22 protein-coding genes are annotated in these 24,482 nt (G+C 71.5%); 17 read left to right on the forward strand and 5 right to left on the reverse strand.

Annotation, left to right across the window (positions count from 1 at the left end):
- The first annotated feature begins 18 nt into the window (after positions 1 to 18).
- The 8 genes from recG (at position 19) to mutM (ending at position 7,374) form a co-directional block, all read left to right on the forward strand.
- Positions 19 to 2,253 (forward strand): ATP-dependent DNA helicase RecG, encoded by a 2,235-nt coding sequence (gene recG, locus ACFY7C_RS24415; RefSeq protein WP_389654191.1) that lies wholly within the window; start codon positions 19 to 21, stop codon positions 2,251 to 2,253.
- Positions 2,254 to 2,319: 66 nt separating this feature from the next.
- Positions 2,320 to 2,901 (forward strand): 16S rRNA (guanine(966)-N(2))-methyltransferase RsmD, encoded by a 582-nt coding sequence (rsmD, locus tag ACFY7C_RS24420; RefSeq protein WP_389654193.1) that lies wholly within the window; start codon positions 2,320 to 2,322, stop codon positions 2,899 to 2,901.
- 26 nt (positions 2,902 to 2,927) lie between these two features.
- Entirely contained in the window at positions 2,928 to 3,407 is a 480-nt protein-coding gene (gene coaD / locus ACFY7C_RS24425; protein WP_389654496.1) for a pantetheine-phosphate adenylyltransferase, read from the forward strand.
- A gap of 109 nt (positions 3,408 to 3,516) precedes the next feature.
- Positions 3,517 to 4,584 carry a cell division initiation protein gene (locus ACFY7C_RS24430; RefSeq protein ID WP_389654195.1) on the forward strand — a complete coding sequence of 356 codons (1,068 nt, stop codon included), beginning with the start codon at positions 3,517 to 3,519 and terminating at the stop codon, positions 4,582 to 4,584.
- A gap of 52 nt (positions 4,585 to 4,636) precedes the next feature.
- Complete coding sequence (locus tag ACFY7C_RS24435; protein WP_389654197.1) at positions 4,637 to 5,347, forward strand: YceD family protein; 711 nt, start codon at positions 4,637 to 4,639, stop codon at positions 5,345 to 5,347.
- A gap of 2 nt (positions 5,348 to 5,349) precedes the next feature.
- The gene (rpmF, locus tag ACFY7C_RS24440; RefSeq protein ID WP_030496967.1) at positions 5,350 to 5,523 is read left to right on the forward strand and encodes a 50S ribosomal protein L32; all 174 of its coding nucleotides are present in this window, start codon (positions 5,350 to 5,352) and stop codon (positions 5,521 to 5,523) included.
- A gap of 19 nt (positions 5,524 to 5,542) precedes the next feature.
- Positions 5,543 to 6,361 (forward strand): ribonuclease III, encoded by an 819-nt coding sequence (rnc, locus tag ACFY7C_RS24445; RefSeq protein WP_389654199.1) that lies wholly within the window; start codon positions 5,543 to 5,545, stop codon positions 6,359 to 6,361.
- 122 nt (positions 6,362 to 6,483) lie between these two features.
- Positions 6,484 to 7,374: a bifunctional DNA-formamidopyrimidine glycosylase/DNA-(apurinic or apyrimidinic site) lyase gene (gene mutM / locus ACFY7C_RS24450; RefSeq protein WP_389654201.1), complete on the forward strand. Its 891-nt coding sequence runs from the start codon at positions 6,484 to 6,486 to the stop codon at positions 7,372 to 7,374.
- Positions 7,375 to 7,449: 75 nt separating this feature from the next.
- Here the strand turns inward: mutM and ACFY7C_RS24455 are convergent, their stop codons facing one another.
- The gene (locus ACFY7C_RS24455) at positions 7,450 to 7,836 is read right to left on the reverse strand and encodes a winged helix-turn-helix transcriptional regulator (RefSeq protein WP_389654203.1); all 387 of its coding nucleotides are present in this window, start codon (positions 7,834 to 7,836) and stop codon (positions 7,450 to 7,452) included.
- A 126-nt stretch (positions 7,837 to 7,962) separates the two neighbouring features.
- On the opposite strand from ACFY7C_RS24455, the gene ACFY7C_RS24460 reads away from it, so the two are divergent.
- Complete coding sequence (locus tag ACFY7C_RS24460; protein WP_389654205.1) at positions 7,963 to 8,547, forward strand: flavodoxin family protein; 585 nt, start codon at positions 7,963 to 7,965, stop codon at positions 8,545 to 8,547.
- A gap of 74 nt (positions 8,548 to 8,621) precedes the next feature.
- Here ACFY7C_RS24460 and ACFY7C_RS24465 read toward each other — a convergent pair whose 3' ends face one another.
- Positions 8,622 to 9,461 (reverse strand): CAP domain-containing protein, encoded by an 840-nt coding sequence (locus ACFY7C_RS24465; protein WP_389654207.1) that lies wholly within the window; start codon positions 9,459 to 9,461, stop codon positions 8,622 to 8,624.
- A 199-nt stretch (positions 9,462 to 9,660) separates the two neighbouring features.
- Between ACFY7C_RS24465 and ACFY7C_RS24470 the strand changes: the two genes are divergently transcribed.
- The 4 genes from ACFY7C_RS24470 (at position 9,661) to ACFY7C_RS24485 (ending at position 15,948) form a co-directional block, all read left to right on the forward strand.
- Positions 9,661 to 9,942, forward strand: a complete 282-nt coding sequence (locus ACFY7C_RS24470) for an acylphosphatase (RefSeq protein ID WP_389654209.1) — start codon at positions 9,661 to 9,663, stop codon at positions 9,940 to 9,942.
- Positions 9,943 to 10,336: 394 nt separating this feature from the next.
- Positions 10,337 to 10,549 (forward strand): hypothetical protein, encoded by a 213-nt coding sequence (locus ACFY7C_RS24475; RefSeq protein ID WP_389654211.1) that lies wholly within the window; start codon positions 10,337 to 10,339, stop codon positions 10,547 to 10,549.
- A gap of 186 nt (positions 10,550 to 10,735) precedes the next feature.
- On the forward strand, positions 10,736 to 14,308 hold the full coding sequence (gene smc / locus ACFY7C_RS24480; RefSeq protein ID WP_389654213.1) for a chromosome segregation protein SMC: 3,573 nt from the start codon (positions 10,736 to 10,738) through the stop codon (positions 14,306 to 14,308).
- A gap of 206 nt (positions 14,309 to 14,514) precedes the next feature.
- Positions 14,515 to 15,948 carry a sugar porter family MFS transporter gene (locus tag ACFY7C_RS24485; RefSeq protein ID WP_389654215.1) on the forward strand — a complete coding sequence of 478 codons (1,434 nt, stop codon included), beginning with the start codon at positions 14,515 to 14,517 and terminating at the stop codon, positions 15,946 to 15,948.
- Positions 15,949 to 15,996: 48 nt separating this feature from the next.
- On the opposite strand, the gene ACFY7C_RS24490 is transcribed toward ACFY7C_RS24485, so the two are convergent.
- Both ACFY7C_RS24490 and ACFY7C_RS24495 read right to left on the reverse strand, forming a co-directional pair.
- Positions 15,997 to 16,974 carry an LLM class flavin-dependent oxidoreductase gene (locus ACFY7C_RS24490; protein ID WP_389654217.1) on the reverse strand — a complete coding sequence of 326 codons (978 nt, stop codon included), beginning with the start codon at positions 16,972 to 16,974 and terminating at the stop codon, positions 15,997 to 15,999.
- A gap of 52 nt (positions 16,975 to 17,026) precedes the next feature.
- Entirely contained in the window at positions 17,027 to 18,499 is a 1,473-nt protein-coding gene (locus ACFY7C_RS24495) for a cytosine permease (protein ID WP_389654219.1), read from the reverse strand.
- A gap of 86 nt (positions 18,500 to 18,585) precedes the next feature.
- Here ACFY7C_RS24495 and ftsY point away from each other — a divergent pair, with 86 nt between their 5' ends.
- A complete protein-coding gene (gene ftsY, locus ACFY7C_RS24500) occupies positions 18,586 to 19,803 on the forward strand; it encodes a signal recognition particle-docking protein FtsY (RefSeq protein ID WP_389654221.1) in 1,218 nt (405 codons plus the stop codon).
- Between the two features lie 79 nt (positions 19,804 to 19,882).
- On the opposite strand, the gene ACFY7C_RS24505 is transcribed toward ftsY, so the two are convergent.
- A complete protein-coding gene (locus ACFY7C_RS24505) occupies positions 19,883 to 20,536 on the reverse strand; it encodes a bifunctional DNA primase/polymerase (RefSeq protein ID WP_389654223.1) in 654 nt (217 codons plus the stop codon).
- Between the two features lie 426 nt (positions 20,537 to 20,962).
- Here ACFY7C_RS24505 and ACFY7C_RS24510 point away from each other — a divergent pair, with 426 nt between their 5' ends.
- The 3 genes from ACFY7C_RS24510 (at position 20,963) to ACFY7C_RS24520 (ending at position 24,457) form a co-directional block, all read left to right on the forward strand.
- Complete coding sequence (locus ACFY7C_RS24510; protein ID WP_389654225.1) at positions 20,963 to 22,438, forward strand: hypothetical protein; 1,476 nt, start codon at positions 20,963 to 20,965, stop codon at positions 22,436 to 22,438.
- Positions 22,439 to 22,772: 334 nt separating this feature from the next.
- Positions 22,773 to 24,122, forward strand: coding sequence for an ammonium transporter (locus ACFY7C_RS24515; RefSeq protein ID WP_389654227.1), 1,350 nt, complete (start codon positions 22,773 to 22,775; stop codon positions 24,120 to 24,122).
- Positions 24,119 to 24,457: a P-II family nitrogen regulator gene (locus ACFY7C_RS24520; protein ID WP_004924863.1), complete on the forward strand. Its 339-nt coding sequence runs from the start codon at positions 24,119 to 24,121 to the stop codon at positions 24,455 to 24,457. The genes ACFY7C_RS24515 and ACFY7C_RS24520 overlap by 4 nt, the downstream gene beginning before the upstream one ends.
- The last annotated feature ends 25 nt before the right edge of the window (positions 24,458 to 24,482 follow it).

Genomic DNA, 24,482 nt, shown 5'->3' on the forward strand with positions numbered 1-24,482 from the left:
TCACTGCGGTGGTGTGCAATGGAACACGTGCCTGCGCTCGACGAACCCCTGAAGAAGCTGCTCGGCGCCGCCACCGCCAAGGTGATGGCCGAGCACATGGACCTGCACACGGTCGGCGACCTGCTCCACCACTACCCCCGGCGGTACGCGGAGCGCGGGGAGCTCACCGCGCTCGCCGACCTGCCGCTCGACGAGCACGTCACCGTCGTCGCCCAGGTCGCCGACGCGCGCGTGCACACCTTCAACAAGGGCGGCCGCGGCAAGGGGCAGCGCCTGGAGGTCACCATCACCGACGGCAGCGGCCGGATGCAGCTGGTCTTCTTCGGCCGCACCGTCCACTTCCACCAGAAGGAACTCCTCCCCGGCCGCCGCGCCATGTTCGCCGGCAAGGTCGGCGTCTTCAACCGCAGGCTCCAGCTCGCCCACCCCGAGTACAAGCTCCTCGACGCCGACAGCGGCACCGAGACCGTCAAGGCCTTCGCGAGCGAACTGCTGCCGATCTACCCCGCCTGCAAGCAGCTGGAGTCCTGGACCATCGAGCAGTCCGTCGCCATCGCCCTCGACTCCATGGCGGCCACCGGCTGGGCGGGGCTCGTCGACCCGCTGCCGCCCGCCCTGCGCGAGGGCCGCGGTCTGACCGACCTGCCCGACGCCCTCATGAAGATCCACCGGCCCCGCACCAAGGCCGACATCGCCGACGCCCGCGACCGTCTCAAGTGGGACGAGGCCTTCGTCCTCCAGGTCGCCCTCGCCCGCCGCCGGCACGCCGAGACCCAGCTCCCCGCCGTCGCCCGCCGCCCCGCCCCGGACGGCCTGCTCACCGCCTTCGACGCCAAGCTCCCCTTCACCCTCACCGAGGGCCAGCAGAAGGTCTCCCGGGAGATCTTCGACGACCTCGCCACCGAGCACCCCATGCACCGCCTCCTCCAGGGCGAGGTCGGTTCCGGCAAGACGATGGTGGCCCTGCGCGCCATGCTCGCCGTCGTCGACGCGGGCGGGCAGGCCGCGATGCTCGCGCCCACCGAGGTCCTCGCCCAGCAGCACCACCGCTCGGTCACCGAGATGATGGGCGAGCTCGCCGAGGGCGGCATGCTCGGTGGGGCCGACCAGGCGACCAAGGTCGTCCTGCTCACCGGGTCCATGGGGACCGCGGCGCGGCGGCAGGCGCTGCTGGACCTGGTCACCGGCGAGGCCGGGATCGTCATCGGGACGCACGCGCTGATCGAGGACAAGGTGCAGTTCCACGACCTCGGCCTGGTCGTGGTGGACGAGCAGCACCGCTTCGGTGTGGAGCAGCGCGACGCCCTTCGCGGGAAGGGGCACTCCCAGAGGGAAAAGCGGACGCCGCACCTGCTGGTGATGACCGCGACGCCCATTCCCCGTACGGTCGCCATGACCGTCTTCGGCGACCTGGAGACCTCCGTCCTCGACCAGCTGCCCGCCGGCCGTTCGCCCATCGCCAGCCATGTCGTCCCGGCCGCCGACAAGCCCCACTTCCTCGCCCGCGCCTGGGAGCGGGTCCGCGAGGAGGTCGAGAACGGCCACCAGGCGTACGTGGTCTGCCCCCGGATCGGCGACGAGGAGGACCGGAAGCAGAGCGGGAAGCGCAAGGCGGCGCCCGAGGACGAGGCCGAGAAGCGGCCGCCGCTCGCCGTGCTCGACGTCGCCGAGCAGCTGCGCGCCGGGCCGCTCGCCGGGCTCCGCGTCGAGGTGCTGCACGGCCGGATGCACCCCGACGACAAGGACGCCGTGATGCGCCGCTTCGCCGCGGGCGAGGCCGACGTCCTGGTCGCCACCACCGTCATCGAGGTCGGCGTCAACGTGCCCAACGCCACCGCCATGGTGATCATGGACGCCGACCGCTTCGGCGTCTCCCAGCTCCACCAGCTCCGCGGCCGCGTCGGCCGCGGCTCCGCCGCCGGCCTCTGCCTGCTCGTCACCGAGATGCCCGAGGCCAGCCCCGCCCGCCAGCGCCTCGGCGCCGTCGCCTCCACCCTGGACGGCTTCGAGCTCTCCCGGATCGACCTCGAACAGCGCCGCGAGGGCGACGTCCTCGGCCAGGCCCAGTCCGGTGTCCGCTCCTCGCTGCGGATGCTCGCCGTCATCGAGGACGAGGAGGTCATCGCCGCCGCCCGCGAGGAGGCCACCGCCCTCGTCCTCGCCGATCCCGGCCTCACCGCCCACCCCGAGCTGCGCACCGCCCTCGACGCGCTCCTCGACAAGGAGCGGGAGGAGTACCTGGAGAAGGGCTGACGCGCGGGGGTACGAGCCGCCATAAGCTGTTGCGTACGCCATGACTCATGCAGAGCGAGGACCCAGATGACCCGCGTGATCGCCGGCACCGCCGGCGGACGCCGACTCGCCGTACCACCGGGCAACGGCACCCGCCCCACCTCCGACCGGGCGCGGGAGGGCCTCTTCTCCACCTGGGAGTCGTTCCACGGCCTGGCCGGCGCGCGCGTCGCCGACCTGTACGCGGGCTCCGGGGCGGTCGGCCTGGAGGCGCTGTCCCGTGGCGCGTCCCACGCCCTGCTCGTCGAGGCCGACCCCCGGGCCGCGCGGACCGTGCGCGAGAACATCCGCTCGCTCGGCCTGCCGGGCGTCGAACTGCGCACTGGCAAGGCCGAGCAGATCGTGACCGGACCGGCTCCGGCCGAGCCGTACGACCTGGTCTTCCTCGACCCGCCGTACGCCGTCTCCGACGACGATCTTCGCGAGATCCTCCTCACACTGCGCTCGGGGGGCTGGATCGGCGAGGATGCCCTCGTCACCGTGGAGCGCAGCACCCGGGGCGGGGAGTTCCGCTGGCCGGACGGCTTCGCACCACTGCGGTCCCGTCGCTACGGCGAGGGAACGTTTTGGTACGGTCGCGCCGCCTCTACGTGCGAAGACGCACGATGACCGGACCGGAGAGCGAGGGACCCAAGTTGCGCCGCGCCGTCTGTCCGGGGTCATTCGACCCCATCACCAATGGACACCTCGACATCATCGCCCGCGCCTCCAAGCTGTACGACGTCGTGCACGTCGCGGTGATGATCAACCAGTCGAAGAAGGGCCTCTTCTCGGTCGAGGAGCGGATCGACCTCATCCGCGAGGTCACCGCCGACTTCGGCAACGTCGAGGTGGAGTCCTTCCACGGCCTGCTCGTCGACTTCTGCAAGCAGCGCGACATCCCCGCCATCGTCAAGGGGCTGCGGGCCGTCAGCGACTTCGACTACGAGCTCCAGATGGCCCAGATGAACAACGGGCTCTCCGGCGTCGAAACCCTCTTCGTGCCGACCAACCCGACCTACAGCTTCCTGTCGTCCTCGCTGGTCAAGGAGGTCGCGGCCTGGGGCGGCGACGTCTCCCACCTGGTGCCGCCGCAGGTGCTCTCCCGGCTCACCGAACGGCTGCGCGAGCGGTGACCCCCGGCCATCGCCACTGACGCTCCGTCACCAGGTGCCGGACAGGGTCCGACTGGCCTTACAGTCGTCCCGTCCGTCTCCAACCAGCTGTAGAGAGTGGCGAGCACCGGTGGACGTGCAGAAGAAGCTCGACGAGATCGTCGCGACGGTCCAAAGCGCCCGCTCCATGCCCATGTCGGCGTCCTGCGTGGTCAACCGGGCCGAGCTGCTTGCCCTGCTCGAAGAGGTCCGCGAGGCCCTTCCGGGCTCGCTCGCCCAGGCCCAGGAGCTCCTCGGCGGGCGCGAGCAGATGGTCGAGCAGGCCCGCCGGGAGGCCGAGCGGATCATCGAGGCCGCCCACGCCGAGCGCGGCTCGATCGTCTCCGACACCCAGGTCGCCCGCCAGTCCCAGGACGAGGCCGACCGCATCCTCGCCGAGGCCCGCCGGGAGGCGGAGGAGATCCGCGCCGAGGCCGACGACTACGTCGACTCCAAGCTGGCCAACTTCGAGGTCGTCCTCAACAAGACCATCGCCTCCGTCGACCGCGGCCGCGAGAAGCTGCTCGGCCGGGGCCCGGGCCTCGACGCCGACGGCTACGCCGACGAGGACGCGCCCGAGTACAGCGCGGACCCCCAGACCCTGATCCAGCGGGCCGACGCGTACGTGGACACCAAGCTGGGCGCCTTCGAGGCCGTGCTGAGCAAGACCCTGGAGGCGGTCGGCCGGGGCCGCCAGAAGCTGCACGGCCGGATCGCCAGCGACGCCCTCGGCGAGCACATGGCCGCCCAGGACGCGGCGGGCCCCGGGGCCCAGCACACCAGCGACGCCGACTACCTGGCCGGCCTCGCGGAGCTGGCCGACCCCGAGCCCGTACAGATCCCCGCGCAGCAGGCCGCCCCGCCGCAGCCGCAGCACCAGCCCGACCCGTACGGCTATCAGCAGCCGGCCACGGACCCGTACGGCTACCAGCAGCCGGTCCAGGACCCGTACGGCTACCAGCAGCCGCAGGCCGACCCGTACGCGTACCAGCAGCAGTACGGCTACGAGCAGCCCCAGCAGCAGCCGCACGTCCAGGCGCACCCCCAGGCCCACCCGCAGGCGCACCCCCAGGCCGCCTCGCTCGACGAGACCAGCTTCTTCGACACGAGCATGATCGATCTGGAGCAGCTGCGACGGTACGAGCAGGGGCACGGGTGACCGGATTGGGCTGTGAGCGAAGCGTCCAGTATCCTGGCTGTTCGGTCGCGCTATGTCCGCGATCAGTGCTGCCCACGTCAGGGCGGCCCTCCACCTCGTGAACGATCCGAAAGCAGGAAGAGCCCTGAGCACGCGCCTCGACCACCGCAACCCCCTCGTGTTCGACACGCACGAGCTGGGGCGGCGTCCTGGTGCACTGCAGCGGATCTCCCGCACGGTCGACGCCCCGGTCGACCTCGGGATCGCCGAGGTCGTCGCGGTGCCCGTGGGCGCCCCGGTGGAGATCGAGCTCCGTCTCGAGTCGGTCATGGAAGGGGTGCTTGTCACAGGCACCGCCCGTGCATCGGCCGAGGGGGAGTGCGTAAGGTGTCTGGAGCCCGTCGAGCTTGATGTCGACGCGGACTTCCAGGAGATGTTCTCGTACCCCGACTCCGACGACCGGGGCCGCTCGAAGGCGGCCGCGGACGACGAAGCCGAGGACGACGAGGACATGATCCCCCTCGAGGACGGAATGTTCGACCTCGAGCCCGTGCTGCGTGATGCGGTGGTGCTCGCACTGCCGATGCAGCCGGTGTGCCGGGAGGACTGTGCGGGTCTGTGTTCCGAGTGCGGAACCAACCTGAACGACAACCCGGACCACCACCATGACGCCGTCGACGCACGTTGGGCGGCACTGCAGGGACTCGCCGGTTCGCTGGGAACCGACGAGAAGGACAACATGAGCGGCGCCGAAGCTGGCGTCGACGAGAAGCAGGAGAAGTAGCCGTGGCTGTTCCGAAGCGGAAGATGTCGCGCAGCAACACGCGCCACCGCCGGTCGCAGTGGAAGGCTGCGGTCCCCACCCTGGTTTCGTGTGAGCGTTGCCAGGAGCCGAAGCAGCAGCACATCGCGTGCCCGAGCTGCGGCACCTACAACAAGCGCCAGGTCCTCTCGGTCTGAGGGGCTGGTGAGAGGCACGATGTCTGACCACGTCAGTTCAGCCTCGTCCCACACGCTTCTGGAAGGGCGGCTCGGGTACCAGCTCGAGTCCGCCCTTCTGGTGCGTGCGCTCACCCACCGTTCCTTCGCGTACGAGAACGGCGGTCTGCCCACCAACGAGCGGCTGGAGTTCCTCGGGGACTCCGTGCTCGGCCTGGTGGTCACGGACACGCTGTACCGCACCCACCCCGACCTGCCCGAAGGCCAGCTGGCCAAGTTGCGGGCCGCGGTGGTCAACTCGCGTGCGCTGGCGGAGGTGGGGCGCGGCCTCGACCTCGGCTCCTTCATCCGGCTCGGCCGGGGCGAGGAAGGCACGGGCGGCCGGGACAAGGCGTCCATCCTCGCCGACACCCTTGAAGCGGTGATCGGCGCGGTCTATCTCGACCAGGGCCTCGACGCGGCGTCCGAGCTGGTGCACCGGCTCTTCGACCCGCTGATCGAGAAGTCCTCGAACCTCGGTGCGGGTCTGGACTGGAAGACCAGTCTCCAGGAGCTCACCGCGGCCGAGGGTCTGGGTGTTCCGGAGTACCTCGTCAGCGAGGAGGGTCCGGACCACGAGAAGACCTTCACTGCTGCCGCCCGCGTCGGTGGTGTCTCGTACGGCACCGGCACCGGCCGCAGCAAGAAGGAAGCGGAGCAGCAGGCGGCGGAATCCGCATGGCGCGCGATTCGCGCGGCTGCGGACGAGCGCGTGGCGGCGGCCAGGGCCGCCGCCGAGAACGCGGTCGAGACCGCCGTCGCGGGTGACGGGGAAGAGGTCGCCGACCCCTCTTCCGCCAGGGACCAGGCCACGGCCTGACCCTTCGCTTCCCGGTGCCCCCGCCCCCTCCAGGGACGGGGGCACCGTCGTGTCCGGGGGCCGAGGGGGCGGAGGTAGGCTGCCAGCATCATCCGTCCACCGACGCCGTCCGGAGGAGTCCCGTGCCCGAGTTGCCCGAGGTCGAGGTCGTACGACGCGGTCTTGAGCGCTGGGTCGCCGGGCGGACCGTCGCCGAGGTCGAGGTCCTGCACCCGCGGGCCGTGCGCCGCCACCCGGAGGGCGCGGCGGACTTCGCCTCCCGGTTGAAGGGGCATCGGTTCGGGGTGGCGCGACGGCGCGGCAAGTACCTGTGGCTGCCGCTGGCCGACGCCGGCGCCTCCGTGCTCGGCCACCTCGGCATGAGCGGCCAGCTGCTCGTCCAGCCCGAGGGCGCGGCCGACGAGAAGCACCTGCGGATCCGGATCCGTTTCGCCGACGCTGCGGGCACCGAGCTGCGCTTCGTCGACCAGCGGACCTTCGGCGGGCTCTCCCTGCACGACACGGCGCCGGCGAGCACCGACGGGCTCCCGGACGTCATCGCGCACATCGCCCGCGACCCGCTCGACCCCGCCTTCGACGACGCCGCCTTCCAGGCCGCGCTGCGTCTGCGGCGTACGACGATCAAGCGGGCGCTGCTCGACCAGTCGCTGATCAGCGGCGTCGGCAACATCTACGCCGACGAGGCGCTGTGGCGGGCACGGCTGCACTACGACCGGCCGACGGCCGCCCTGACCCGGCCGCGCTCGGCCGAGCTGCTCGGGCATGTGCGGGACGTGATGAACGCGGCGCTCGCGGCCGGCGGCACCAGTTTCGACTCGCTGTACGTCAACGTGAACGGCGAGTCCGGGTACTTCGACCGCTCGCTCGACGCCTACGGGCGGGAGGGCGAGCCCTGCCGCCGCTGCGGCACGCCGATGCGCCGGCGCCCCTGGATGAACCGCTCCAGCTACTACTGCCCGCGCTGCCAGCGCCCGCCGCGCGCCACCGCCGGAATCGTGCTGCCGGGACGCTGAGCGGCGCCGCCGGGCCGAGCGGTGCGGCAGAGCCGGGTCGAGCGGTCCGAGCGGTGGGCTTACGGCGCTGTGGGCTTACGGCGCGACGGGCGCGGCGCGCTCCGCGTCGTACGCCTCGCGGGCGGTGATGACCTGGTCCATGCGGCCCTCGACCAGGTGGATCAGGCCGAGCAGCCGCTCCGCGACCTCCGCGCCCAGCGGCGTGAGCCGGTAGTCGACGCGCGGGGGATTGGTGGGCTGGGCCTCGCGGTGCACGAGCCCGTCGCGCTCCAGGGCGTGCAGCGTCTGGGACAGCATCTTCTCGCTCACGCCGTCGACCCTGCGCCGCAGCTCGTTGAAGCGGAACGAGCCTTCGTGGAGTGCCCCCAGGGTCAGGCTGCCCCACCGGCCGGTCACGTGCTCCAGGGTGCCGCGCGAGGGACAGGCCTTGGCGAACACGTTGTAGGCGAGGTCATCGGTCATGCCCTCCACCATACTCCGGTACAGCGCTGCGCATGGGGTAGCGCTAACCAGTGGGTTGCACTTTCTAAAAGTTAGTGCTCTACTTCTGGCGTTCCCCTGCTGTTCCCCTCGTCGAGGAGTCCCTCCATGACCACGCCCGTCGTCTCCATCGCGTACCACTCCGGCTACGGCCACACCGCCGTCCTCGCCGAGGCCGTTCGCGACGGCGCCGCCGACACCGGTGCCACCGTCCACCTGATCAAGGTCGACGAGATCACCGACGCCCAGTGGGAGCTTCTCGACGCCTCCGACGCGATCGTCTTCGGCTCGCCGACCTACATGGGCACCGCGTCCGGCGCCTTCCACCAGTTCGCCGAGGCCACCTCCAAGCGCTGGTTCGCCGACGCCTGGCTGGACAAGCTGGCCGCCGGCTTCACCAACTCCGGCTCGAAGAGCGGCGACAAGCTGCACACCCTGCAGTTCTTCCAGACCCTCGCCGGCCAGCACGGCATGACCTGGGTCAACCTGGGCCTCAAGCCGGGCTGGAACCACAGCGCGGGCTCGGAGAACGACATCAACCGCCTCGGCTTCTTCTCCGGTGCCGGCGCGCAGACGCCCAGCGACCTGGGCCCCGAGGCCGTCCACAAGGCCGACATCGCGACCGCCGAGCACCTCGGCCGCCGCGTCGCCGAGACCGCCCGCACGTTCGCACTCGGCAAGGCCGCAGTCTGACCCTCCGATACGCGGAAGGGCCCCGTCACCGGATCGGTGACGGGGCCCTTCCGCGTATCGGAACGGTCGTCGTCTCAGTAGCCGAAGTCCTGCGTCCACCAAGGGCCGCCGTCGGCGAAGTGGACGCCCACGCCCAGCTCCTTGTAGTCGCAGTTCAGGATGTTGGCGCGGTGTCCGTCGCTCGCCATCCAGGACTTCATCACGGCGGCCGCGTCGACCTGCCCGCGGGCGATGTTCTCCGCGCCCAGGTTGGTGATGCCGGCCTTCGCGGCGCGGCTCCAGGGGGAGGCGCCGTCGGGGTCGGTGTGGTCGAAGAAGCCGCGGGCGGCCATGTCCGCGCTCAGGGCGCCGGCCAGCGAGGCGAGCCCGGCGTCGGAGCGGACGGGGCCGCAGCCCACCTGGGCACGCTCGACGTTCACCAGCCGCACGACCTCCGCCTCGGCTGCCGTCGCCCGGCTGCTCAGGGAGCGGGTGACGGCGGAGGGCGAGGAGACGGGAGCCTCGGTCGTCGGAGCCTGGGTCGGACGGGCCGTCCTCGTGGGCTGGGCCACCGGCTTCTTCGTGACCTCGGGGGTCGGCTTCGGGGAGGGCTTCGCCTTCGTCGCGGAGGGCTTCGGCTTCTGCGACGGGGCCGTCGACGGCTTCTGCGACGGAGCGGCCTTGGCCTTTCCGGCGGGCGTGCCGGCGGGCGTACGGGCCGGGGTCGGCGAGGAGCCGCCCTGTGTCGTCAGGCTGGGCGCCTGCTGCGCCTCCACGCGCTGCTCGCCGGTGGCGGTGCCGCCGGTCGTGAACGTGTCGCCGCCGGGCAGCAGACCCGAGGCCACGGCGACCGCGCCGACCGCGACCGCCGCGGAGACGCCGAGCAGTCCGGTGCGCACGGGTGCGCCGCGTCGTGCGCCGCGATGACGTCCCATCTCCTCCGCCTCCCTGACGGCCTGGACCGGGCCGGGCCGGCCGGGGGCCGACGAACCACGATCTTTGCTGAGCTTTGCTTGTGTGGATGCTGTCGAGCGGGGCGCGGTCAAACGGGTGAGCCCCATTCCGTCGGGACTGTACGCCATGACACGCCGGGCTGACGTGCTCCTTCCGTAATTCGCCCGTTAGCGTGCAGCCATGAACGACGACGTACGGATGACCGCCTGGGTGCGCGGCCGGGTACAGGGAGTGGGCTTCCGCTGGTTCACCAGGGCAAACGCGCTGGAGATCGGTGGCCTGGTCGGCTTCGCCCTGAACCTCGACGACGGCCGCGTCCAGGTGGTGGCCGAGGGGCCGAGTGAGAATTGCCACCGTCTGCTCGACTGGCTCCGCTCCGACGACACGCCCGGCCGCGTCGACGGCGTCACCGAGATCTGGGACTCCCCGCGCGGCATCTACGACACCTTCTCGATCCGCTGACGATCTCCCGGACCGCGCTCCGCCCGATGGCCGGAACCGGCCTCGGGCGGACGTTCGACGAACAGCGTGCGAAGAGGAAAAAGCCTGATGATTGCCGAGAAGCACTTGCCGTGCCAGGCTGCGCGCGGAAGGATGATCTCCACAGCCCCTCGGGCACCGAGTTGCGAGGCGCCGCCGCCCTCCGTAAGGCCGCGGACCCCCCGGTGACCCGTTGATCCCGGGCGTGATCGTGTTGACCGTCAAACTTTTTGGTGAGACTCTGGAAGCCCCGCGCACCTTAGCTGTTCGAGCGTGAGAACGGGCACGACAGAAGAGCACGGTCGAGCATCGCGGGTGCGAATCCCTCACGACCCAACCGCATCGGTCGGTCACTCATTGTGGAGGACCATCCATCATGGCAAAGGCGCTTCTCGGTTACGTCGGCGGCTCCGACCCGCGACTCCTCGCCGAGATGCGACGGCTTCAGCAGCGCGTCCAGGACCTCGAGTCCGAGCTGGTTCGGATCCAGTCCGAGAACGACGCGTTGACCGCCGCCGCTCACCAGGGAGAGTCGCTGCTGGACAGCATCGATCTCGACGTCACCAAGGCGGAGCCTGCGCTCACCTGAGGCCTCAGCCCCGAGGGGCCAGGTGAGAAACACATTCGCCGGCACAGCTGGATAGCGACAGCTGGATATGCAAGGGACGCTTCGGCGTCCCTTCTTTCTTTGATCCCTTGCCCCACCTTCCTTGGGGGAGGGTGTGCCCTGCACCTTCACAGGTGAAACCCACGACCCCGGGTAGAGTCCGCAGGCGTGCATCTCAAGGCCCTGACGCTCCGCGGTTTCAAGTCGTTCGCCTCCGCCACCACGCTGCGGTTCGAACCGGGAATCACCTGCGTCGTCGGGCCCAACGGCTCGGGCAAGTCCAATGTCGTGGACGCCCTGTCCTGGGTCATGGGAGAGCAGGGCGCGAAGTCGCTGCGCGGCGGCAAGATGGAGGACGTCATCTTCGCCGGCACGACCGGGCGGCCCCCGCTCGGCCGCGCCGAGGTCTCGCTGACCATCGACAACTCCGACGGCGCGCTCCCGATCGACTACGCCGAAGTCACCATCACGCGGATCATGTTCCGCGGCGGCAGCAGCGAGTACCAGATCAACGGCGACACCTGCCGGCTGCTCGACATCCAGGACCTGCTGTCCGACTCCGGCATCGGCCGCGAGATGCACGTCATCGTCGGCCAGGGCCAGCTCGACTCCGTCCTGCACGCCGACCCGATGGGCCGCCGCGCCTTCATCGAGGAGGCCGCGGGTGTCCTCAAGCACCGCAAGCGCAAGGAGAAGGCGCTGCGGAAGCTCGACGCGATGCAGGCGAACCTGGCCCGCGTCCAGGACCTCACCGACGAGCTGCGCCGCCAGCTCAAGCCGCTCGGCCGGCAGGCCGCCGTCGCCCGCCGCGCCGCCGTCATCCAGGCCGACCTGCGCGACGCCCGGCTGCGGCTGCTCTCCGACGACCTCGTACGACTCAAGGAGGCGCTGAAGGCGGAGGTGGCCGACGAGGCCGCGCTGCTCGCCCGCAAGGAGGCGACCGAGGCCGAGCTCAGGGCAGCCCTCGCGAAAGAGGCCGAACTGGAGGAGGAGGTGCGCCGCCTCGCCCCACGGCTCCAGCGCGCCCAGCAGACCTGGTACGCGCTCTCCCAGCTCGCCGAGCGGGTGCGCGGCACGATCTCCCTCGCCGACGCGCGCGTGAAGAGCGCCTCCGACCGGCCGGTGGAGGAGCGGCGGGGCCGCGACCCCGAGGACATGGAGCGCGAGGCCGCCCGCGTTCGTGAGCAGGAGGCCGAACTGGAGGCCGCGCTGGAGGCGGCCGAGCGCGCCCTGGACGACACGGTCGCCCACCGTGCCGAACTGGAGCGCGCCCTCGCCGTCGAGGAACGCCGCCTGAAGGACGTCGCCCGCGCCATCGCCGACCGCCGCGAGGGCCTGGCCCGGCTGCACGGCCAGGTCAACGCGTCCCGCTCGCGCGCCGCGTCCGCCCAGGCCGAGATCGACCGGCTCGCCGCCGCCCGCGACGAGGCGCGGGAGCGGGCGGCCCGTGCGCAGGAGGAGTACGAGCAACTGAAGGCGGAGGTCGACGGGCTCGACGCGGGCGACACCGAGCTGGCGGAGCGCCACGAGGCCGCCCGCCGGGAGCTCGCCGACGCCGAGTCCGCGCTCGCCGCCGCCCGCGACGAGGCGGCGGCCGCCGACCGTGCCCGGGCCGCCACCCGCGCCCGTCACGACGCGCTCGCCCTCGGCCTGCGCCGCAAGGACGGCACCGGCGCCCTCCTCGCCGCCGGGCTCACCGGTCTCCTCGGCCCGGCCGCCGAGCTGCTGACCGTCACCCCCGGCCACGAGGTCCCGGTCGCCGTCGCCCTCGGCGCCGCCGCCGACGCCCTCGCCGTCACCGGCCCCACCGCGGCCGCCGAGGCGCTCCGCCTCCTGCGCAAACAGGACGCGGGCCGCGCCTCCCTGCTGCTCGCGGGAGCGGAGGGCCCGCGCCGGGAGGACACCGCGGACGCCGCCGTCCTGACGGTCGGCGGCGTCACCGCCGTCCCCGCCGCGCGGCTGGTGACCGGCCCCGACGAACTCCTCGTGGCCGTACGGCGGTTGCTGAAGGACGTCGTCGTGGTCGGCACGCTCGACGAGGCCGTCGAGGTGGTGCGGACACGGCCCGCGCTCACGGCGGTGACCGCGGAGGGCGATCTGCTGGGCGCGCACGTCGCGCAAGGAGGCTCGGCCGGGGCGCCCAGCCTGCTCGAGGTGCAGGCGTCCGTGGACGAGGCGGCGGCCGAGCTGGCCGGGCTCGATGTGCGCTGCCGGGAGTCGGCGGCCGCGCAGGAGGCGGCCGCGGAGCGCAGGCGGGAGGCGGCGCGGCTGGTCGAGGAGCTGGGGGAGCGGCGCCGTACCGCCGAGCGGGAGAAGTCGGCCGTGGCCCAGCAGCTCGGCCGGCTGGCCGGGCAGGCGCGGGGGGCCGCCGGGGAGGCCGAGCGGACCGCCGCCGCGGCGGCCAGGGCCCAGGAGGCCCTGGAGAAGGCGCTCGTCGAGGCGGAGGAGCTGACCGAACGGCTGCTCGTCGCCGAGGAGGCCCCGGCGGACGAGGAGCCCGACACCTCCGTCAGGGACCGGCTCGCCATCGACGGCTCCAACGCACGCCAGACCGAGATGGAGGCCCGGCTCCAGGTCCGCACCCACGAGGAGCGGGTCAAGGGCCTGGCCGGACGGGCCGACTCCCTGGACCGGGCGGCCCGCGCCGAGCGCGAGGCCCGGGCGCGCGCCGAACAGCGCCGGGCGCGGCTGCGCCACGAGGCCGAGGTCGCCGCCGCCGTCGCCTCGGGCGCGCGCCAGCTCCTCGCCCACATCGAGGTGTCCCTGGTCCGCGCCGAGCGGGAACGGGCCCTCGCCGAGGCCGGCAAGAGCGCCCGCGAGCAGGGCCTCGCGGCCGCCCGCGTCCGGGGCCGGGACCTGAAGGCCGAGCTCGACAAGCTCACCGACTCCGTCCACCGGGGTGAGGTCCTCGGGGCCGAGAAGCGGCTGCGGATCGAGCAGTTGGAGACCCGCGCGCTGGAGGAGCTCGGCGTGGAGCCGGTCACCCTCGTCGACGAGTACGGCCCCCATCAGCCCGTACCGCCGTCGCCGCCCGCCGAGGGCGAGCAGCTTCCCGAGGACCCCGAGCACCCGCGCAACCAGCCGCGCCCGTTCGTCCGTTCGGAGCAGGAGAAGCGGCTCAAGGCCGCCGAGCGGGCCTACCAGCAGCTCGGCAAGGTCAATCCGCTCGCCCTGGAGGAGTTCGCGGCCCTGGAGGAGCGGCACCAGTTCCTCTCCGAGCAGCTGGAGGACCTGAAGAAGACCAGGGCCGACCTCCTTCAGGTCGTGAAGGAGGTGGACCTGCGGGTCGAGCAGGTCTTCACCGAGGCGTACCGGGACACGGCCCGCGAGTTCGAGGGCGTCTTCTCGCGCCTCTTCCCCGGCGGCGAGGGCCGGCTGGTGCTCACCGATCCGGACGACATGCTCACCACCGGCGTCGACGTCGAGGCCCGCCCGCCGGGCAAGAAGGTCAAGCGGCTCTCGCTGCTGTCCGGCGGCGAGCGGTCGCTGACGGCGGTGGCGCTGCTGGTGTCGATCTTCAAGGCCAGGCCCAGCCCGTTCTACGTGATGGACGAGGTCGAGGCGGCCCTCGACGACACCAACCTTCAGCGGCTCATCCGGATCATGCAGGAGCTCCAGGAGTCCTCGCAGCTGATCGTGATCACGCACCAGAAGCGGACGATGGAGGTCGCCGACGCGCTGTACGGCGTTTCCATGCAGGGCGACGGGGTATCGAAGGTCATCAGCCAGCGGCTGCGCTGAGACTCATAACTTCAACTCGTGAACGCAAGGTGCCATCGAGTGCGTTTCAAGTCATACGACATCCCCTCTTGACTTCGAAACCTGAAGGCATAGTCTCTGCAACGTTGCTTTTACCTTCAAGTGGTGGGCGGCGTGAAGTTGTGCGCCACTGGAAGGGCTCGCCCCCCACCGCACCGGCGACGCTGCCGGAGCCCCGAGGAGTCCACGTGACCAGCACCGCGCAGGCGCCCACACCGCCGCCGTCCGAGGGCCGTTCGGCCCATCCGGACCACATCGGACACGTCATCTTCATCACGGCCTCGGCCGCGATGGGAGGCTTCCTCTTCGGCTACGACAGTTCGGTCATCAACGGTGCCGTCGAGGCCATCCGCGACCGTTACGACATCGGCTCGGGCACGCTCGCCCAGGTCATCGCCATCGCCCTGATCGGCTGCGCCATCGGCGCCGCCACCGCGGGCCGCATGGCGGACCGGATCGGCCGGATCCGCTGCATGCAGATCGCCGCCGTCCTCTTCTCCATCAGCGCCGTCGGCTCCGCGCTGCCCTTCGCCCTGTGGGACCTGGCCTTCTGGCGGATCGTCGGCGGCTTCGCCATCGGCATGGCCTCCGTGATCGGCCCCGCCTACATCGCCGAGGTCGCCCCCGCCGCGTACCGCGGCCGCCTCGGCTCCTTCCAGCAGGCCGCCATCGTCATCGGCATCGCCATCTCCCAGCTGGTCAACTACGGCATCCTCCAGCTCGCCGACGGCGACCAGCGCGGCGAGATCGCCGGCCTGGAGGCCTGGCAGTGGATGCTCGGCGTGATGGTCGTGCCCGCGCTCCTCTACGGCCTGCTCTCCTTCGCCATCCCGGAGTCCCCGCGCTTCCTCATCTCCGTCGGCCGCGTCGACAAGGCCAAGGAGGTCCTCGCCGAGGTCGAGGGCCGCGGCGTCGACCTGGACCGCCGGGTCGCCGAGATCGACCAGGCCATGCGCAGCGAGCACAAGTCCACCTTCAAGGACCTGCTGGCCGCCGGCAGCAAGTCCCGGCTGCTCCCCATCGTCTGGGTCGGCATCGGACTCTCCGTCTTCCAGCAGCTCGTCGGCATCAACGTCGCCTTCTACTACTCCGCGACGCTCTGGCAGTCCGTCGGCATCGACCCGTCGAGCTCGTTCTTCTACTCCTTCACCACCTCGATCATCAACATCATCGGCACCGTGATCGCGATGGTCCTGGTCGACCGGGTCGGCCGCCGGCCGCTCGCCCTCGTCGGCTCCGCCGGCATGGCCCTCGCCCTGGCCGTCGAGGCCTGGGCCTTCTCCGCCGACCTCGTCGACGGAAAGCTGCCCGAGACGCAGGGCGTCGTGGCGCTCGTCGCCGCCCATGTCTTCGTGCTCTTCTTCGCCCTCTCGTGGGGCGTGGTCGTCTGGGTCTTCCTCGGCGAGATGTTCCCCAACCGCATCCGCGCCGCCGCCCTCGGCGTCGCCGCCTCCGCCCAGTGGATCGCCAACTGGGCCATCACCGCCAGCTTCCCGTCCCTCGCGGACTGGAACCTCTCCGGCACCTACGTGATCTACACGATCTTCGCCGTGCTCTCGATCCCCTTCGTGCTCAGGTTCGTGAAGGAGACCAAGGGCAAGGCGTTGGAGGAGATGGGCTAAACCCCGCTGCCCCGCTCCTCGGAACGCGAGACTGCCCCGGCCCCGGGCTCACGCCCGGAGCCGGGGCAGTACGGCGTCGCAGAACAGCCGGACGCTGCGCCACCCCTCCTCGACCGGCATCCCGCCGCACAGCGGATGCAGCACCAGACTGTCCAGGTCCCGCCCGAGCGCCACGCACTCCTCGGGCGTCACCACCCGGTACACCCCCTCCGCCCGCAGCTCCGCCACCGTCGCCGCGCCCGAACGCACCGCCGAGCGGATGTCCTTCGACTGCCAGGACGCGTAGGTCCGCGCCTCGTGCAGGAAGTGCTCGCCGCACTCCGCCCAGGTCCGGTCCGGATCCTCCGACACGTGCAGCAGCGGGGTCTCCCGGGCCGGCATCATCGTCCAGCCCTCCGTCCCGTACGCGGCGCACTGCTCCCGGTAATACGTCTCCAGCTCCGGCAGGTGCGCGCTCGGGAAGAGCGGCAGCCCGAGCCGGGCCGCCCGCCGGGCCGCCGCCTTCGACGAGCCGCCGACCAGCAGCAGCGGATGCGGCTGGGTGAAGGGCCGCGGGGTGACCCGTACCGTACGGCCCCGATACGTGAACGGCTCACCGGACCAGGCCGCGAGCAGGGTCTCCAGGAGCTCGTCCTGGAGCCGGCCGCGCCGCCCCCAGTCGACCCCGCGCTCCTCGTACTCCTCCGGCCGGTAGCCGATCCCCGCCACCGTCACCAGACGGCCCCCGCTCAGCAGGTCCAGGACCGCGATCTCCTCCGCGAGCCGCAGCGGGTCGTGCAGCGGACCGATGATCGCCGAGACCGTCACCGCGATCGTCTTCGTCGCCCCGAAGACGGCCCCCGCGAAGGCGAAGGGGGAGGGCAGCCAGTTGTTGGCGGCGCCGTGGTGCTCCTCGGTCTGCACCGTGTCCACCCCGTGCGCGTCGGCGTGGGCCGCCATCTCCACGGCCGCCCGGTAGCGGGCCGAGAGGGAGACGGGATCGGCGTGCGGGTCGACGAGGTTGAACCGGACGACGGTGAACGGCATGGGAAGTCCCCTCCACGGGTGCGTCGTGGAGGGGACCGTAGCTGACGAAGCGTCAGATGGAAACGGTCGCGCGCCCCTCGGCGGGCTCGTCGGCCACGGCTCCGGCCCCGGCCCCGGGCGCACGGTCCCGCGGCAGCACCGCGTACAGCAGCGCCGCCACCACGATCGTCGCCGCCCAGCCGAGCCCGTTCCGGCCGACCCACGAGGACGCCAGCGGCCCCGCGAACCAGTCGACCTTGGTGAGGAGCAGACCCGCCACGAGGGCCACGCCCCACGCCGTCATCGCCTGCCAGGCGAAACCGCCCCGGTACCAGTAGGCGCTCGTCCGCCCCGTGTCCATCAGCGCCTCCCCGTCGTACGACCGCCGGCGCAGCATGTCCACGCCGAAGACACCGATCCAGGCCGAGAACGCCACCGCGAGCAGCGTGAGGAAGGAGATGAAGGAGCCGATGAAGCTGGTCGCCACCACCATCAGCAGGAAGCCGAAGACCAGACTGATCACCGCGTTCACGCTCACCGCCGCCGCCCGCGACACCTTGATGCCGAGCGTCTGCGCCGTGAATCCGGCCGAGTACATCGACATCGAGTTGATCAGCAGCATCCCGATCAGGGCGATCAGCAGGTACGGCACCGAGATCCAGGCCGGCAGCAGTTCGCCGATGAAGGAGACCGGGTCCTGCGCCGACGCCAGGTCCGGCGTCGACACCGCCATCACCGCGCCCATCAGCACCATCGGCAGCACGACGATCCCCGCGCCGCCCACGGTCGAGCCGACCACGGCCTTCGAGGACGCGGTGCGCGGCAGATAGCGGGTGAAGTCGGGGCCCGACGGCACCCAGCTGATGCCGCCCGCCGCGATCGTGCCGATGCCGGCGATCAGCATGGCCGTCGACCCGGCCGGCTTGGCGAAGACCGCCGACCAGTCGGTGTCCGCGACCAGATAGACCAGCACCAGCACCGAGAACGCGCCGAAGAGATAGGTCGACCAGGTGCTGCACACCCGCAGCGCGTTGATCCCGAGCCCGGAGACCAGGAAGGTGCAGGAGACGAAGGCCAGCAGCGTCACCACGATGAGGAACGTGTTCGACTTCACGCCGAAGAGCAGATCGAGCACCGTCAGCACCGCGTAGGCGCCGGTGACCGCGTTGATGGTCTCCCAGCCCCAGCGGGCCACCCAGATCAGCGACCCCGGAAAAAGGTTTCCTCGCTGGCCGAACACCGCCCGCGACAGCGCCATACCGGGCGCGCCGCCCCGCTTGCCGGCGATCGAGATCAGGCCGACGATCCCGTACGACAGGACCGGCGCGGCCACCGCCACGAGCAGCACCTGCCAGAAGTTCAGGCCGTTGAAGACGATCAGACCGGCGCCCATGGTGAGCAGCAGCACACTGATGTTGGCGGCGACCCAGGTCGGGAAGAGCTCACGGACCCTGCCGGTCCGCTCGGCGTCGGGGACGGGTTCGAGGCCGCGGCTCTCCAGCGTGGCGCCGCTCTGCGCGCCTCCGGTCTCGGACGCGTGGGGCATAGGGGTACTCCGTTGTACAGATGTGGGGGAACCACCACTCTACGTGCTCCGCCTCCGGCGCCTTCGTGGCCGATACTGGAGCGGTTATGGAACTCATCCTTGCTGTAGTCATCGCTCTGGTCGTCGCGGTCGCCGTGACCAGCGGCCTCGTGATCAGCGGTCGCAAGAAGAAGCAGCTGCCGCCGGCCGAGCCGCCGTCCACCCCGCCGACCATCACCGCTCCGCCCGCCGAACCGCACGTCGGCGACGAGGCGGAGACACCGCGGGAAGAACCACGCCGCACCGTCGAGGAGGTCGAGCTCCCCACCGCCGAGGCCCCCGGTGCCCCGGTCGTCGTCGAGGAGCCGCCCGCCCCCGAGGCCCCCGCCATCGAGGTGCCCGAGCCCACCGCCGGCCGCCTCGTACGGCTCCGGGCCCGGCTCGCCCGCTCCCAGAACTCGCTCGGCAAGGGGCTGCTCACGCTCCTGTCCCGCGAGCACCTCGACGAGGACACCTGGGAGGAGATCGAGGAGACCCTCCTCACCGCCGACGTCGGCGTCGCCCCCACCCAGGAGCTCGTCGAGCGGCTGCGCGAGCGCGTCAAGGTGCTCGGCACCCGCACCCCCGAGGAGCTCCGCGGCCTGCTGCGCGAGGAGCTCGTCGCCCTCCTCGGCCCCGACCTCGACCGCTCGGTGAAGACCGAGAGCCCCGAGGACGTCCCCGGCGTCGTCATGGTCGTCGGCGTCAACGGCACCGGGAAGACCACCACCACCGGCAAGCTGGCCCGCGTCCTGGTCGCCGACGGCAGGTCCGTCGTCCTCGGCGCCGCCGACACCTTCCGCGCCGCCGCCGCCGACCAGCTGCAGACCTGGGGCGAGCGGGTCGGCGCGCGCACCGTGCGCGGCCCCGAGGGCGGCGACCCGGCCTCCATCGCGTACGACGCCGTCAAGGAGGGCATCGCCGAGAAGGCCGACGTCGTCCTCATCGACACCGCCGGCCGGCTGCACACCAAGACCGGCCTCATGGACGAGCTCGGCAAGGTCAAGCGCGTCGTCGAGAAGCACGGCCCGCTCGACGAGATCCTGCTCGTCCTCGACGCCACCACCGGGCAGAACGGCCTCATCCAGGCCCGGGTCTTCGCCGAGGTGGTCGACATCACCGGCATCGTCCTGACCAAGCTCGACGGCACCGCCAAGGGCGGCATCGTCATCGCCGTCCAGCGCGAGCTGGGCGTCCCGGTCAAGCTGGTCGGCCTGGGCGAGGGCCCGGACGACCTGGCCCCCTTCGAGCCGGGCGCCTTCGTCGACGCCCTCATCGGCGACTGACGCTCCGCGCGCCGAGCGCGAACGAGTAAGGGCCCCTGCCGCAGCTCAACGGCAGGGGCCCTTCTCATGCGGCCGGTCCTCAGAGATGCGTCCGATGGCAGATGTACGCCAGCGTCCCGAGCAGCAGCCGGGCCTGCGGCGGGGCTCCCGCGGTGTCCAGGGTCGGAGGGCGCAGCCAGCGGACCGGGCCGAGGCCGCCGAGATCCGAGGGCGGCGCGGTGATGTGGGAGCCGGGGCCCGGACAGTGCAGATCGAGATCTGCGTCGTCCCAGCCCATCCGGTACAGCAGCTGCGGCAGCTCGGCCGCCGCCCCCGGGGCCACGAAGAACTGCGCCCGCCCGGTCGGCGTCGCGCACACCGGCCCCAGCGGCAGCCCCATCCGCTCCAGTCGCACCAGGGCGCGGCGGCCCGCCGCCTCCGCGACCTCGATCACGTCGAAGGAGCGGCCGACCGGCAGCAGGATCGCCGCCCCGGGATACTCCGACCACGCCTTGGTCGCGTCGTCGAGGCCCGCGCCCGCCGGGACCGGCTCGGCGAAGGACAGCGGATGCGCCCCCGGAGCCGCACAGGACGGATCGCCACAGGAGCAGCGGCCGGCGACCGCCCGCGCTCCCGGGACCACGTCCCAGCCCCACAGTCCTGTGTACTCGGCCACCGCAGTGCACTCCGTGGTGCGTACGCGGCGACGTGAGCCGGACCGCATCTCACGAATGCCGCCGATCGTGAAGCCCATGCCCCCTCCAACGGGTCGAACGCGCCGGTGGTTACGGACCGGAGACCTACCGCCACTGTCCGTCGTCGCCGTCTCGTCGCCGAGGGCGCGCGGTCGTGCGGGCGGTGGTGCGCACCGCCGCGCGCGCCTCCTCGCGCTGCGATCCGCCGACCCCGTTCCGTCGCATGTCAAGTGAATCGCGTTCCGCGCGCGGCGAGTTCATTCGAAGGGGTGGCGAATGGTGGCGTTTCTTGAAACGCCATGCCCGGACGGGTGATCGTAGGATTACCTTCGGTACACGAACCCCCGGGGCGGAGCGCACGCACGGGTATGCCGGAGGCAACCCGGTTTTCCGTTCGAGGGAGTACAAACACCGGACGGACACCGCGCGACGCGGCATCCTGTCAGGGGTTCGCACGACGACATCAGGTGGATGGGGGCGTTCCAGTGGGCGGCAACGGCGCAGACGGTACGACTACCGGCAAGCGCCCCAACGAGCAGTTGGGCTCGTGGTTCGTGCGCAGCGGCTGGTCCAAGGGCGAGCTGGCGCGCCAGGTGAACCGCAGGGCACGCCAGATGGGCGCGCACCACATCTCCACCGACACCTCCCGGGTGCGCCGCTGGCTCGACGGCGAGCAGCCCCGCGAGCCCATCCCGCGGATCCTCTCCGAACTGTTCTCCGAGCGCTTCGGCTCCGTCGTCGCCATCGAGGACCTCGGCCTGCGCACCGCCCACCAGTCGCCGTCCGTGTCCGGCGTCGACCTGCCCTGGGCGGGCCCCCAGACCGTCGCCCTGCTCAGCGAGTTCTCCCGCAGCGACCTGATGCTCGCCCGCCGCGGCTTCCTCGGCTCCTCGCTCTCGCTCGCCGCGGGCCCCGCCCTCATCGAACCCATGCAGCGCTGGCTCGTGCCCACCCCGGTCACCGAGCCCGAGCGGCCCGCGGGCGCCGCCGAGGAGCGGCGCACGCACCGGCTCTCCCCGGTCGAGCTCGACCTCCTCGAATCCACCACCGCGATGTTCCGCCAGTGGGACGCCCAGTGCGGCGGAGGACTGCGCCGCAAGGCGGTCGTCGGCCAGCTCCACGAGGTCACCGACCTCCTCCAGGAGCCCCAGCCCTCCGCCACCGCCCAGCGCCTGTTCCGCTGCGCCGCCGAACTGGCCGAGCTGGCCGGCTGGATGAGCTACGACGTGGGCCTCCAGCCCACCGCCCAGAAGTACTTCGTGCTCGCCCTGCACGCCGCCAAGGAAGCCGGCGACAAGCCCCTCGGCTCGTACATCCTGTCCTCCATGAGCCGCCAGATGATCCACCTCGGCCGGCCCGACGACGCCCTCGAACTCATCCACCTCGCCCAGTACGGCAGTCGCGACTGCGCCACCCCGCGCACCCAGGCCATGCTGTATGCGATGGAGGCCCGCGCCTACGCGAACATGGGCCAGCCCTCCAAGTGCAAGCGGGCCGTGCGCATGGCCGAGGACACCTTCGCCGACGTCGGCCTCGACGGCGAGCCCGAGCCCGACTGGATCCGCTTCTTCTCCGAGGCCGAGCTCAACGGCGAGAACTCCCACTCCTACCGTGACCTCGCCTACGTCGCCGGCCGCTCCCCGACCTACGCCTCGCTCGCCGAACCCGTCATGGAACGGGCCGTCGAACTCTTCGAGAAGGACCCGGAGCACCAGCGCAGCTACGCCCTCAACCTCATCGGCATGGCCACCGTCCACCTCCTCAAGCGGGAGCCCGAGCAGTCGGTCGTCCTCGCCGAGAGGGCCCTCACCGTCGCCCGCAGGGTCCGCTCCGAGCGGGTCAACACCCGACTGCGCAAGACGGTCGACACCGCAGCCCGCGACTTCGGCGACGTCGCCGAGGTCGTCCAGCTCACCGACCGGCTCACCGCCCTGCTCCCCGAGACGGCGGAGGCCGTCTGACCGGGCCCTCGTCCGCCCGCCCGAAGACCCCGGCCGCGCCGGCCGTCCCATGAAGCCCGACTCGGCTCCCCCGCCGCAACGGACATACGGACGCCGGCGCGGCCGGTCCGCTTGCGGCCGCGGCCTCGGATGGTACCGCCGTGACCTTCCCGTGACCCTGCCGTTCACGGCCGCGTAACACGCCCCGCCCCTTCGTCACTGCGGCGAAACATCGAGCGGCATCGGCGGAAACCGCGCTGCGCGAATCTCTGGCGCATAACCGGCCACCCCTCATGGCCGAGCCGCTCTTCGGCCCCCGCCCCCGCACAGGCCGTCCGACGACGAGGAGACGCCGATGGCAGCAGCCATCACGACCCTGGCCGCAGGTGAGCCCACGCTCTCCGCAGCCAACACCGGGTTCATGCTCATCTGCTCCGCCCTGGTCATGCTGATGACCCCGGCCCTCGCCTTCTTCTACGGAGGCATGGTCCGCGTGAAGTCCACCCTCAACATGCTGATGATGAGCTTCATCAGCCTCGGGATCGTCACGATCCTGTGGGTGCTCTACGGCTTCAGCATCGCCTTCGGCACCGACTCCGCCTCCCTCTTCGGCTGGTCCTCCGACTACGTCGGCCTCAGCGGCATCGGCATCACCGAACTGTGGCCCGGCTACACCATCCCGGTGTACGTCTTCGCCGTCTTCCAGCTGATGTTCGCCATCATCACCCCGGCCCTCATCAGCGGCGCCCTCGCCGACCGGGTCAAGTTCACCGCCTGGGCCCTGTTCATCACCCTGTGGGCCACGGTCGTCTACTTCCCCGTCGCCCACTGGGTCTGGGGCACCGGCGGCTGGCTCTTCGAGATGGGCGTCATCGACTTCGCCGGCGGCACCGCCGTCCACATCAACGCCGGCGCCGCCGCCCTCGGCGTGATCCTCGTCATCGGCAAGCGCGTCGGCTTCAAGAAGGACCCGATGCGCCCGCACAGCCTCCCGCTGGTCATGCTCGGCGCGGGCCTGCTGTGGTTCGGCTGGTTCGGCTTCAACGCCGGCTCGTGGCTCGGCAACGACGACGGCGTCGGCGCCGTCATGTTCGTCAACACCCAGGTCGCCACCGCCGCCGCCATGCTCGCCTGGCTCCTCTACGAGAAGCTCCGCCACGGCTCCTTCACCACCCTCGGCGCCGCCTCCGGCGCGGTCGCCGGCCTCGTCGCCATCACCCCCGCCGGCGGCTCCTGCTCCCCGCTCGGCGCGATCGCCATCGGCGCCGTCGCCGGACTGGTGTGCGCCATGGCCGTCGGCCTCAAGTACAGGTTCGGCTACGACGACTCCCTTGATGTCGTCGGCGTCCACCTCGTCGGCGGTGTCATCGGCTCCCTCCTCGTCGGCTTCTTCGCCACCGGCGGCGTCCAGTCCGAGGCCAAGGGCCTCTTCTACGGCGGCGGCCTCGAACAGCTCGGCAAGCAGGCCATCGGAGTCTTCTCCGTCCTCGCCTACTCTCTGATCGTCTCCGCGATCCTCGCCCTGATCATCGACAAGACGATGGGGATGCGGGTCAGCGAGGACGACGAGGTCGCCGGCATCGACCAGGTCGAGCACGCCGAGACCGCATACGACTTCAGCGGGGCCGGCGGCGGCATCGCCGGGCGCACCGCCACCGCCGTCCCCGCTCCCGCCCCGACGGAGAACAAGAAGGTGGACGCATGAAGCTCATCACCGCGGTCGTGAAGCCGCACCGGCTCGACGAGATCAAGGAAGCCCTCCAGGCCTTCGGCGTCCACGGGCTCACCGTCACCGAGGCCAGCGGATACGGCCGCCAGCGCGGCCACACCGAGGTCTACCGCGGCGCCGAGTACACCGTCGACCTCGTCCCCAAGATCCGCATCGAGGTCCTCGTCGAGGACGATGACGCCGAACAGCTCATCGACGTCGTCGTGAAGGCCGCCCGCACCGGCAAGATCGGTGACGGAAAGGTGTGGAGCGTGCCGGTCGAGACCGCCGTGCGGGTCCGCACCGGCGAACGCGGACCGGACGCGCTGTAGGCCCGGACAACGACGCTGTAAGGAG

This window comes from Streptomyces sp. NPDC012769 (assembly GCF_042901205.1).
GTDB lineage: Bacteria > Actinomycetota > Actinomycetes > Streptomycetales > Streptomycetaceae > Streptomyces.